This window comes from Fimbriimonas ginsengisoli Gsoil 348, from assembly GCF_000724625.1.
Taxonomy (GTDB): domain Bacteria; phylum Armatimonadota; class Fimbriimonadia; order Fimbriimonadales; family Fimbriimonadaceae; genus Fimbriimonas; species Fimbriimonas ginsengisoli.
The window spans coordinates 2,953,181-2,965,489 of record NZ_CP007139.1; the positions used below are offsets into that span (position 1 = coordinate 2,953,181).

8 protein-coding genes are annotated in these 12,309 nt (G+C 61.4%); 1 reads left to right on the top strand and 7 read right to left on the bottom strand.

Going from position 1 to position 12,309, the window contains the following annotated elements; all coding sequences use genetic code 11:
• Nucleotides 1–97: 97 nt before the first annotated feature.
• Entirely contained in the window at nt 98–1,978 is a 1,881-nt protein-coding gene (locus OP10G_RS13325) for a hypothetical protein (protein ID WP_144241152.1), read from the bottom strand.
• Between the two features lie 68 nt (nt 1,979–2,046).
• Between OP10G_RS13325 and OP10G_RS13330 the strand changes: the two genes are divergently transcribed.
• Nucleotides 2,047–3,066 (top strand): SGNH/GDSL hydrolase family protein, encoded by a 1,020-nt coding sequence (locus OP10G_RS13330; protein ID WP_025225384.1) that lies wholly within the window; start codon nt 2,047–2,049, stop codon nt 3,064–3,066.
• Between the two features lie 161 nt (nt 3,067–3,227).
• On the opposite strand, the gene OP10G_RS13335 is transcribed toward OP10G_RS13330, so the two are convergent.
• The 6 genes from OP10G_RS13335 to OP10G_RS13360 all read right to left on the bottom strand — a co-directional run bounded on the left by OP10G_RS13335 (nt 3,228) and on the right by OP10G_RS13360 (nt 12,289).
• Nucleotides 3,228–3,731 (bottom strand): MarR family winged helix-turn-helix transcriptional regulator, encoded by a 504-nt coding sequence (locus OP10G_RS13335; protein WP_025225383.1) that lies wholly within the window; start codon nt 3,729–3,731, stop codon nt 3,228–3,230.
• A 44-nt stretch (nt 3,732–3,775) separates the two neighbouring features.
• Nucleotides 3,776–5,947, bottom strand: coding sequence for a GH92 family glycosyl hydrolase (locus tag OP10G_RS13340; protein WP_025225382.1), 2,172 nt, complete (start codon nt 5,945–5,947; stop codon nt 3,776–3,778).
• A gap of 29 nt (nt 5,948–5,976) precedes the next feature.
• On the bottom strand, nt 5,977–7,158 hold the full coding sequence (locus tag OP10G_RS13345) for a cation:proton antiporter (RefSeq protein ID WP_025225381.1): 1,182 nt from the start codon (nt 7,156–7,158) through the stop codon (nt 5,977–5,979).
• A 45-nt stretch (nt 7,159–7,203) separates the two neighbouring features.
• Complete coding sequence (locus OP10G_RS13350) at nt 7,204–8,406, bottom strand: serine hydrolase domain-containing protein (RefSeq protein WP_025225380.1); 1,203 nt, start codon at nt 8,404–8,406, stop codon at nt 7,204–7,206.
• A gap of 21 nt (nt 8,407–8,427) precedes the next feature.
• Nucleotides 8,428–11,310: an AfsR/SARP family transcriptional regulator gene (locus OP10G_RS13355; RefSeq protein WP_025225379.1), complete on the bottom strand. Its 2,883-nt coding sequence runs from the start codon at nt 11,308–11,310 to the stop codon at nt 8,428–8,430.
• Nucleotides 11,311–11,428: 118 nt separating this feature from the next.
• Nucleotides 11,429–12,289: a carbohydrate ABC transporter permease gene (locus OP10G_RS13360; RefSeq protein WP_025225378.1), complete on the bottom strand. Its 861-nt coding sequence runs from the start codon at nt 12,287–12,289 to the stop codon at nt 11,429–11,431.
• Nucleotides 12,290–12,309 lie beyond the last annotated feature (20 nt).

The window sequence follows — 12,309 nt, forward strand, 5'->3', positions numbered from 1 at the left end:
CTTTCGCGATCGGATTTGAACCCCCCTTCCTATGCAGTATCGGCGGCTCGCGGGCGTTCACTAGGCGCAAAGATGCGCCGCGCCCTTCTTCAACCCTTTATCGTCCCGGAATAGAGACGACAAGAGTTTGCTTTTCGATCGGGCGGCTCTCAATTTCGAAGGCGTCTACTTCGACGAGGGGAATGTAGTTGCTTAAACCGAGAGGAATCCCTGGATTCCGGTCAAAGTCGTAGCTCGGTCTTAGTTCGGGATCGGCGGCGGTTCGCCGGTACGAGGTGACCTTCAGGAGCTTCCGCTCGCCGGATTTCAGACGGGCGAAGACGCGGGTTTGGCGTCCCGCCAGGCTGGATGGGTCTAATTCCCGGTCGACCGGGACGCCGTTCGGAAGCCAGAAGTGGGCGTGAACGGTTTTTCCTACCTCCAAAGTGTAGTCGCTAGTCTGAGAACGGTCGGTGCGAACTTCGGCGACATTCGGCTTCACTTCCATCGACTTTGAAAATGCGCCTTTCGCGGCTTCGATTTCGATCTGGAAGAACCTCGCCTCCGGAGTCGGAGCGACTGGAAGAAAGACCCTAGGCGGCGCACCGACCAATCCTCCATACGGATCTTTAAGCCAATACTGGGTCCACTTATTCCACTCCGGATGCAGGCCCTCTCCGGGTTTAGAGGAATCCGAGGGGATAATTCGAAGCTTAATCTGCGGCTTCTCTTCCCCTTCCTTGCCAATGTTGAGAATTACCGACATCGGAGGCGGTAGGAGCCGGGCCTCGGAGTTGGGGGTTGGGAACTCTCGTTTGGGAAACCCGCCTTGCGTCATCCAATCCGGAGCGTCTCGCCAGAGCTTTCCCTCGACCGTGTACAACTTGTCGACTACATACTGTTCCTTGTTCCACTCCCGGTCACCCGAGCGGGTATGGGCGATGGCCAAGACCTTCACCGGGACCTGGCCAACTTCGGCGGAGAGTTCAGGTTGGGTTTCTCCCCAAGCGATATCAGCCCACTGTTTGGGGTCGGGATCGTAGTGGACACCCTCAAACTCGGCGTAGACGTAAGGTCTCGACTCAACCTCGAATCGTGCGATCTTGGCCAAGCTGCTCTCGGAAATGGTGGCGACATTTCTTAGGCACGAAGTTGGAACCTCCATTCCCGATGCATCGAAGGCTCGAAGCCGCAGCTCGTCACCCTCAAGTGCGGGGGTTGCCTGGATCGTCGCGAAGACGACGGGGTAGCCACCCAGGATGCTCTTTGTGCTCGCCGTGATGGTCGGTATCTGAGTGATCGTAACCGAACCCCACGGACCCTTAATGAGGTCCCGATGGAGAAATGGTGGAGCGGTTACCGTGTTGACGCCGGATCCGATGGTCTTCCATGGTCCGTTTGGAACACCGAACAAAAGGTGGTCTGCCGTCGGATCGTCGATGTAAAGGCGAAGTCGGATCTGACCACCTTGCGACCCAAGGTACGCCCCCGGCTGGGCGTCCCAGCCGTGGAATTCCTTCTCCTGCCACGTTAGCCCGGAGCGGGCGCTGTCCGGAACATAGGCGTTGTAGGGGATAGAGGGGAACGCAGGCGGATTCTTTAGTTCCAGCACTACCTGCCGGATCCGGCCGTCGGTGGGAGGCGGCGCGTCTTTCTCGTAAGTCGGAACCGGCGACAGGTCCTCTTCGACAAGCCCGCCGGCAAGCGTCCAAAAATGGTCCGGATCGCGCGCGTTGTCTTTTCCGATCGCGGCGAGGCGGACGGTCATTCCATTGGGAAAGGCGGCGATCCCGTCCTTCGCGTGAACGATATCTCTCGGGAGCGGAAGAATCGGGCCGGTGCTCGTGAGCGGATGAGTGTTTGGAGGGTCCGTGTAATCCCAAGCGGCCACAGGGGCATGGTGGCCGGCCTGCCTCTGCAGCATCAGACCACCGGCCGCGGCGCTAACCGCGAACAAGCAAGCCACCTTGACCGCCAATCTCCCCCGTCTGAGTTTCATCGCCACCATATGTGACGCGACAGCCCTGAATAGTTTCATCCGAGTTAGGTATCGCGTATTCTTTTTCAATGCTCGCCGCCGCGCTGCCACTCCTTCTTGCCCTCATTTCCCCTGCCGACAGGCGGATCGCTTACGTTGGTCGTTTCGATATGCGCGATCCGGCGGCGCCGGCGTGCCAATGGTCGGCGAGCGAAGTGCGGCTGCGGGTGAAAGGAAAGGAGGTTCGGGCGACCGTCGAAGAAAAGGGGCATGACGGTTGGCAGGTGGTAATCGACGGCAAGCCGGCATCGGTCCTAACGCCGAAGGAAGGGACCGACACCTACACGATCGACTTAGGGGTCGACGCGGTTCATGAGGTTCGGCTGGTGAAGCGGACGGAGGCATTCATTGGGACGACGACGTTTCACGGGTTCGAGGTCCCGGACGGGCGTCTGCTTCCGGCGTCGAAAAGTAAGCGGCGGATCGAGTTCGTGGGGGACTCCATCACCTGCGGCTTCGGCAACGAAGGTCCGAACCAGAACGAGCACTTCAAGCCGGAGACGGAAAACGCATTCATGAGTTACGCAAGCATCGCCGCCCGCGCGGTGGACGCCGACGTAACGATCCTCGCATGGTCGGGACGCAAGATGTGGCCCAACAACACGGTGCCAGAAATCTACGACCGGATTCTCCCGACCCAAGAGGAGCCCGTCTTCGACTTCAAGGCTCCCGCGCCTCAGGCGGTCGTTATCAACCTGGCCACCAACGATTTCGGAGGTGAGAACCCGGAGGAGACCGGTTGGACCTCCGCCTACGAGGCGTTCATTCGCCGGGTCTGGGATCACTATCCGAAGGCGCTCATCTATGTGGCGATCGGGAGCATGATGAGCGACAATTACCCTCCCGGCCACATGGCGTTGAGCACTTTGCGCGGCTACTTGTCTAGGATGGTCGAGCGGATAAACGACCCGCGCCTTCACCTTATCGAGTTCGACGTTCAGAAGATCGAGGAGGACGGCGTCGGGGCCGACTGGCATCCGAACATCCGCACGCACGAGAAGATGGCCGCGCGCTTGACTGAGGCGCTGAAGAAAGACTTGAAGTGGTAGCGCTCGCCGGGCCCGTTTTCCTTTAGGTAAGGGGCTGGAATCGGATTTCTCGCCTAGGGCATAAAGGCAGAGTCGCTCCCGCGGGGGGAGGGGCGAGACCACGTTACTTTTTGTGCCCGCCGCCGGGAGGCGCGGGGGCGGGGGAGAGAGGGGGCTCCCGACTAAGAAGCGGTACGCAACACGAGGGGCTCTTCGGTTCCCGTGGCGACACAAAGCGGCTCGGCGATCGTGGTGTGGAGTTGGCTGAGCAGAGATGTCAGATCGCCACACCCCTCTTCGTCCAACCCTTTCATCGCCAGACGGATCCGCTCCAGGTGTGGCGGGTAGACCAAGTCGAAGAGGCGCTCACCTTCCGGCGTGAGAGAAACCGTCACGATTCGTCGGTCTGCAGTATCGCGAGTCCGCTTGACCAATTCCCGGCTTTCCAGGTTATCGACCACCATCGTTACGTTCGCGCCGGTCTTCAATAGGTAGTTGGCGATGTCGCGCTGGGGAAGCGGGCCACGCATGCGCAGCACCTTAAGCGTGCTGAATTGACTCGCCGTCAAACCTTCGGCGGTAAGGCCGCGGGTCACCTCGGCGTGGAGCGCCTCGGCGGTGCGAATGAGCTTCACGTATGCCGCCACCGCGGGGTCGTTAGCAGCGGTGGGGATGGAGTATTTCATATGCGGCATTCGGCGCTAAGAGCGGAATGAACCCATTATAGCGGTCAAGTGGACAATGAGGTGGGGCGATTGTCTACCGAAACGACTTCCTTCTTCGGTTCGGGTCCCATTTCGAACCGCAAGGTGCCGCCGTTCGAGAGCATTTCATGAGTGACGGCCGTTTGGTAAACGGGCGTTCCGTCAAGCGAGACCGCTTGAACGTAGACGTTGTCCGCCGAATTCTCGGGAGCCTCGACCACGAACTCCTTTCCGTTTTCCAAACGAATGGTAGCCCGGCGGAAAAGAGGTGAGCCGAGAACCCACTCGGGCCGGCCGGGGCAGAGGGGGAAGAGACCGAGGGAGCTTAGGACGTACCAGGCCGCCATTTCGCCGTTGTCCTCATCCCCCGCGAACCGATCCGGTGTATAAAGCTCGTCCATCACCCGGCGCACCTCGGACTGGGTCCGCCAAGGGTGGCCGGCGGCGGCATACAGATACAGGACGTGGTGGACCGGCTGATTCGAGTGGGCGTATTGCCCAAAATTGGCGCAAGCCATCTCGGTCATTTCGTGAATCTCGATGCCATAAGCGCCGATCTCGAAGCGAGGCGGGGTCGCCAGCATTCGGTCGAGCTTCGCCACGAACGCTTCCTCTCCTCCCATTAGCTCGATGAGACCGGTGGGGTCGTGCTGCACCGCCCAGCTCGATTGCCAGGGGCCACCTTCGACATAAGGGTTGCCCCATAGGAATTCGCTCCACGGCTGCTGCCATGCGCCATCCGGCGTTTTGGCGCGCATGAAGCCGACGGCGGGGTCGTAGAGGTGCCGGTAATTCTGGGAGCGGGCGCGCAACTTCTCGGCTTCGTCTTTACGGCCGACGAAATCGGCTACTTGGGCGATGCAGAAGTCGTCGTACGCGTAATCGAGGGAGCGGGCAACCGACTCGTGATGCGCGTTCGTTACGTAACCGAGGCGGAGATAGTCTTCGATACCGATCCGTCCAAACGCGCCGGCGGGGTCGCCGACCTCGTAGGCGTGCTTTAGTAATCCGTCCAGGGCGGTTTCCACGTCGAAGCCGACGACCCCGCGAACGACCGCATCGGCCATCACGGCGTCGATGTGTGTGCCGACCATGCAGGCGCGGTAGCCGGGAGTCGCCCACTGCGGGAACCAGCCCCCCTCTTTGTAGGCGTTCACCCACCCTTGCAGGATCTGGTTGAGCCGGCCGGGAGAGAGCAGAGCTAGGAGCGGGTACTCGGTTCGGTAGGTGTCCCAGAACCCGTTATCGGTGTAGAGGACTCCTGGGTGAACTTGGCCGTCGTACGGACTGAAGTGATGGAGTTGGCCCACGGCGTCCGGCTCGTGCCAGATTCGAGGGAAAAGTTGGGTGCGATATAGGCAGGAGTAGAAGGTCCGCAGCCGCCGATCGTCCTCGTCTTCGATAATGATTCGGCCGAGATTCTCCTCCCATACTTTCGCGCCTTGGGCGAGGATCTCTTCGAAACCGGCGTCACCGATCTCGTTGCGCAGGTTCAGCTCGGCCTGTTCCTCGGAGATAAAGGAGGTTGCGAGCCGCATCGTCACCTGACCGCCACCAACCTCCACCGCGATCCCGACCCGGTTGCCGGTTCGGGGCGCCTCCTCTTCCCAAACTTCTTCGCCGGAGAAGCTGCACCAACCGCTAATGTCGCAGTCGAAACGAGCGATGAACCAATGAGCAAACCCGGCGGGGGCGCCACCGGTGTTGTGGCGGGTGAATCCGACAACGGTCCGGCGGTCTTCCCGGACCGAAACGAAACTTTCCCCGCCCGCCGGATCGAAGATGACGCGGCCATCTTTCGGAAAATCGAATCGGAAGATCGCGCCTCGCTCGGTCGGAGTCATTTCCAGGGTCGTCCCGCTCTGGATTAGCTCCGCTCGAAAATGGTTCGGAGCGATGACAGACCGATCAAGCCGATAGGAAGAGGCGCGCCGTCCGGCGGGTAACAGCCGCCGACCGACCTGCGGCATGATCGTGAACGCGCCGTAGTCTCCCATCCAAGGGCTAGGCTGGTGGGTGCAGCGGATCCCTTGCAGCTTGAATTGCCTTGGGCTGAAGAACCAACCCCCTTCGGCCGTCTGCGGGCTCCAGTGGTTCATGCCGAACGGCATGGCGATCAACGGTAGCGTGTTGCCAGTGGAGAAGCCGTGGTGTGAGTCGGCGCCTTGGAGCGGGTTGACGTGGCGAAGCAGGGACATGCGTGCGTTAAGTTTGGACGGATAGACGGCTATATCGCTTGGTCGGGCAATTTAGCGAGGGCGGGCCGGATCGTAATTCCCTGAACAACGGTTGAAAATGCGACGACGGCGAAAACGACGGCGAGGACCTCGCCCCGCATCGGAAGGTTGGCAGGAAGCCCGAGAGCGAGCGCCATCCCGAGCGCCCCCCGTAAGCCGCCCCATACGAGCAGATGTTGAGAAAGCCAATCGAGCCGATGGCGAGAACGGCCAAAGAACGCCATGACACCGTAAACGGCCGCGGCGCGACCGAGCAGGATCAGCAGGACCGCGATCCCCATCGCGGACAAGAACGGCATGTAGCTCATCTTGGCGAGTTGGCTGCCCATAAGGAGGAACAGAACGGAGTTGGCGGCGAACGCGCCGAATTCCCAGAAGGTTTCGGCGTCGTCTCGCCCTTTGGCGCTCAGCACCCGCAACGGCCCGATGTTGCCAAGCATCAGACCGGCAACGACGGTCGCCAAAACCCCGGAGAACCCGAAGTGTTCGGCGAAGAGGAACGAGCCGAACGCGGCGACGACGGTGCAGGCGATCTCGACCAGATGGTCTTCCGTCCGGCCCATTAGGAAGAGCACGAGTCCGCCGACGAGCCCTCCACAGGCGAGGCCGCCGCCGGCAACTTTTAGAAAGGTCGCCGTTGCGGCGAGCGGCGAAGAATCTTGCCCGCCGACCACCGAGAGAGCGACGACGAACAAGGCGGCGGCGGTGCCGTCGTTGAAGAGGCTTTCCGCTTCGATGATGAGCCGGAACCGGCCGGTCGCCTTGGCTTCCTTGAGCATGGCGACGACGGCCACCGGATCGGTGGCGGAAATGAGCGTGCTGAACATCAAGGCGGCCCGCCAATCCCAACCGAGCAAACGGGTCATTCCGAAATAGATGACGACGGCCGAGGCGATGACTCCGACGGTTGCCATCAGCACGAGCGGCGCCATGTCTCGCCGCAACTCGTCCCACCGGAGCAGAAAGGCCGACTCAAAGATCAGGGGCGGAAGAAAGAGCGTGAAGATCAGCTCCTTGGTCGGCACGACGTTCGGAGTCAATGGGCTCAGGGCAATCAACACACCCGCGCCGAGAAGCCCTACGGAGTAGGGAAGTCGAAACCGTCGAGCGCCAATGGCGACGATCGTGGCCAGAAGCAGGAGCCAGGCCATGTTTTCGACGGTTATTCCCATGTTCTTCTCATTACCTGGGCCGCATCTTTTTGTTGGGCAACTGCCTTAATTCTTGGTGGCTGGCGTCTTTACGAGGGCTCTAACCAGCCGGTATAGCTCGCCCATTTCGTACTTGGATGGGTCCTTGGTGTCGAAAAACCCATCGCCGCAAGTGCGGACGGCAACGATGTCGAGATCAGGAAGGACAAGAATCCACTGGCCGCCCCAGCCGTTAGCATAGAAGCCGACGTTCCGCTCGGCATCAGTGGAGCTCGACGGAAGTGAATCCCAGTTAAAGAAAGTTAGCTTCGCAACGGCAGGCGAGCCACCGGCGGCACGAATGATGTCGAAGCCCATCTCCCGGCTGCCGGGCCACTTCTCGTCGATGAGTTTACGAACCTTGTCCGCCGCCTTCGGCTCGAGCCCGGCGTTCAGGAGCTTCTGAACGCCGTCCTCGTCGAGAGTGAACCAAGGGTCACAGATCCACCAGAGGAGCCCACAGGAGTTCCCTTCGTTTTCGGTGATCTTTGACGCGGTTGTGGCCATTGAGACGTACCGTTCGGAGACAATCCGTTTTCCGTTCCACATCCCTTTGTTAAGCATGAGCTGACCGATTTTCGCCATGTCCCGAGGATAGAGAGCCAGCTCCGCGGAGCCGTGGGAATTGCCGTCCGGGTCCCGGCCCCACAAGTAGGTGGCCACACCGAGAGGGCGGAATAGCCGCTGCCAAACGAAGTCGTCCAGCGGCATTCCAGACGCCTTTCTCACGACACCCGCGAGCAAATCCACCGCGCGGTTTTTGTATAGAAATAGAGTTCCAGGTTCCGTCACGACTGGTGCCGCAAGTGCCGCCGCGACGCGATTCTTAGGGAAATCCTTTCCGGCCCCTGGGTCTTGCTGGTAAAGCCGGATGCCGGACGTATGCTCGAGCATCCGCCGGATGGTGACTTTCTCCTTCCATTTTCCGCGGTAGCTGGGGAAGAAATATTGGAGAGGGGTGTCGAGGGACGGGATCTTGCCGTCGTCGAGCAGCATTCCCACGGCCAGAGATGTAATCGATTTGGTCGCGGACATCAGATTGCATGCCGGGATCTCGACTCCAAAGTTTTCGTCGATCGCCACCTTGCCGTGGTGCATGACCACGAGACTCCAAGATTCCGACTCGCGACAAGCGCGAAGCAGGTTCTGAACCGCAACCGGGTCAAATCCGGAATAGGCGATTCTCGGTTTTTGGAACGCAATTACGGCGGCCGCAAGCACGGAAAGCATCCCGTTTAGAATAGTGCCTTTCTATTCCATTGCGCATTGGGCGAGCCACTTGCGTAGCTCTGGAATCGGATCTCCGTCTTCCTTTCCGCTTCGATAGTGCTTGGCGCCGGGCCACCCAAGCGCCCGGACGGCTTTTCGCACCCAAGGGCGACGGACCGCTCGCATCTGGAGTGTCGCTCTCGCATGGATCGAGCAGCGGAGGCGGACCAGCGCGCCGTAGTACCGTAGCGTCCGCTCGTGGTCGCCGATCTTTCCCGCAAGCCTGACGACCCCTTCTAATACGAAAGTGTTTCCTCGGCGGTCGCCGGTTTCCGCGAACAGGTCGAGCGCGTTCAGGAAGGAGGTCGAAGCTTGCTTGAGCTCGCCTCGATCCAAGTGGTAGTAGCCCAAGAACGTCATCGCGCCTGGCAGCATCATCTGATTTCCTTCGCGACGATAGTGCTCGAGCGCCTGCCGCAGGCACTCGTGCGCGAGATCGAACTCGCCCATGAGACTGAGCAGCCGTCCGAGATTGAGCCTAACCGCGTTCAAGGTGGCGGCCATGCCGGCGGCCTCGCTGTGACGGAGCACTTCCAGTAGCTGGGCTCGTGCCGAGTCGTACTCCATTCGATCGACCTGCTCCAGGGCAAACAGCATCCGGGCACGCAGACCGAGCGGGGTCGGCGCCTCGGACGACTCATGAGAGATCGCTTCCTCCACCAGTGCGCGCGACTCGTCCGTGCGTCCGACATGCCCCATCACGATGGAGAGGTGGAGCAACGCGCGCACTATACCGTCCGGGTTCTCCGCGCGGCGGAATAGGGCGAGCGATTCCCGGAGGTAGCTCTCGGCGGCATCGTAGTCGTTAAGCGCCCAGGCGGCGACCCCGAGTTGATGGAGGCAGTTCGCCCGCGCGCCCATCCACTCGTCGGCCCGTTCCTTGGTGCGGTTCAAAACGTCCGTGAGCATCCGGCGGGATTGGCCATTTCGGCCGCGGTACCACAAATAATTGCCGAGCGGAGCCGCAATCCGCAGTTCGCGCCGGCCGAGCGCGGGATTCGAGAGGCAGCGTTCCAGGGCCGCGGAAACGTCCTCGAGCCGCCGGTCGAATTCACTTAGCCGCTCTTGGTGGCGAGCGGTGCTGAACTCCAGGCTCGCCCTCTGGGCGAACGCTTCGATGGCGTCGTCCAGCCGATCCCACACCCCGGCTGCCTCTTCGGTTTCTTCGAGCTGACGTATCCCAAAAGCACGCAAGCTCTCTAACATTCGGAACTCGGGTGGGTTTTCCGACGATGTGGTCAGGAGCGATCGGTCGACAAGCTCCTCGATGGTCGCGGCGGCGGCGAGGAGGTCGCAGCCGATTGCAGCGGCCGCTAACTCGGCATCGAAAGCGCCGCGGAACGCGCTCATCGCCCGGAAGGCCCTTCTCGCCTCGGGGTCTAGAAGTTCGTAGCTCCAGGAGATTGCGGCCTCGATGGCGGCGTGACGGGGATCCCGATTCCGTCCGACGAGGAGCCGAAACCGGTCGCCCAGCAGTTGCTCGATTTGAGGAACGGTCAGGGTCGAAGTTCGGCTGGCGGCAAGCTCGATCGCAAGCGGAAGGCCGTCGAGCCGCCGACAGATGGCGGCGATCGCTTCGAGTTGGACGTCGGAAAGCTCGCTCAAGCCGCGGGCACGGGTTCGGAAGAGATGCACCGCCTCCGAGGAGACGTCGTTCGCGACTTCGAGCAAGGGCACTGGGACGACAAGCTCCGATTCCAGTCCGAGCGCGACCTGACTGGTCGTGAGGACTCGGCAGTCCGGTGCGTGCGCGACGATCCCTTCCACGAACGGGACGACGCCGGCGGTGACATGCTCGCAATTGTCAAGCACGATCAGGGCTCGCCGCGGCGCAAGACGTTCGGCGAGCGGCGTATCGTCGTCCGATTTACTTGGATCGATGGCGCGGAGGGCATTGGCGATCGCGGCCGGAACTCCGTCGAGGGCTCGAACTTCGGCCAAGTGAACAAACCAGACCCCGTCGGGAAACTCGCGAGCCAAGCGCTCGGCGGAATGGGAAGCGAGTCGGGTCTTGCCGACCCCTCCCGGACCGGTAAGGGTAACGACGGAGTGGTGACGGAGAGCCCGGACGATGGCTTCGGTCTCGACGACTCGTCCTACGAATTCGCCGGAAAACTTGGGAGCGTTGTTCGGGCTGGAAGCATCCTGGGCGACAGACCCGAGAATGGCCTCGATGCGGGCCGCCACCTTTGGTGTCGGCTCCAGTTGCAGCTCATGTTGCATGCGACGCACGTACTCGCGATACGTCCGGCGCGCCTCGTCTTTGGCGCCGGCGGCGGCGAGAGCGGAGACGAGGCCGAGGACCGCCTTCGAGTCAAACGGGTCTGTCGAGAGAAGCCGGGCGTAGAGGGTGAGCCGATCGCCCGGAGACAGCTCGGCGAGAGCGTGGAACGCGTCGCGAAGCCCGGCTGCTCTCGTCTCCCGTTCGGCGAAGATCCATTCGTCGGAACATTCGGGGATAAGAGCTTGAGTGTGGATCGCGATGGCGCTCCGATACCCCTCTTCGCTATGCTTTCTCAACCCGGCGTCGAAGTCGGAGACGTCGCAGTCGATGCCGCCGGCGACGATCTGCAGGGTCGAGGGGGTGGGAGAGACGATAACCTTCGCTGCGGGACCGAGGGCGTCGCGCAGATCGGTGAGGCACCTTCGGAGGCTGTAGAGCGCCGCGCTCGGATCGTTGTCGGGCCACAGGGTGGCGGCGATCCACCCTCGCTCGATGGGACGTCCTTCGCGCAGGGCGAGCAAAGCGAGCAACCACCGCCCCTTCTGCGTCCGAAGCTTTCGGATCGGCACCCCGTCGACGGTCGCGGAGAACGGGCCGAACAACCTTAAGTTCAGCCGTCCACCTTCCTCGTTCTCGGTCATGGGGCTCCTGTCCAAACGTGGCGCCAGCTTCCAGTCGGCAGCCCAATGTATCAAACACGGCCACGTTTAGGAGGTGTGGAAGGGCGAAGTTGGGGCTACCGGCCGGAAGCCGGCGCCACTATTTTAGGCCGCTGGTGGCGATTCCTTGGATGAATACTTTTTGCGCGAAGAAGAAGACGATAAGGACCGGCAGGATGACGACCACCGATGCCGCCATGAGAAGGTTCCAGAGGGTGCCGCCGTGCTGGGTCTGGTATGCCTGCAGGCCGAGCGAAAGGGTGAACGTATTCTGGTCGACGAGGTAGATGAGCGGGCCGAGAAAGTCGTTCCACGCTCCCATGAAGGAGAAGAGGGCGACTACCACCAGCGCGGGACGGGATAGTGGGACGATGACGTCCATGAAAATCTTCCACTCGTTCGCGCCGTCGATCTTGGCGGCTTCGCTCAGCTCCATCGGGATCGTCTTATAGAACTGGCGAAGAAGGAAGATGCTGAACGCGCTGGCGAAGAAGGCCGGGACCCAGAGGGGACGGAAAGTCCCGACCCAGCCGAGCCACCGGAAGAGAGCGAAAGTGGGGACCATGGTGACGGGGAACGGCACCATCATGGTGGCGAGCGTCACCCCGAAGAAGAAATCTCTCCCTTTCCAGTTCAGCCGGGCGAACGAGTAGGCGACGATGGAGTTGGAGACAACTGCCCCGGTGACGGCGAGGATGGTCACCAGGAGCGTGTTTCGGGCATAGACGAGGAACGGGATGTATCCGAGCTCCTCGCTCCCATAGGCGATCGCCTTGGGGAAGTTTCCCCACATGAGGTGGCTCGGAATCCACTTCGGCGGGGTGGTCATCGTCTCTTCGATCGGCTTGAGCGCGGTGAGGACCATCCACAGAAGCGGCATCACGAACGTCACGCCAAGCGTGATCAGCGCAATGTGCGCGATCGCGGTCTTCAGGGTTCGGTTGGCGGCTCTTGCACTCATTGCACTTGCCCCTGGAATGA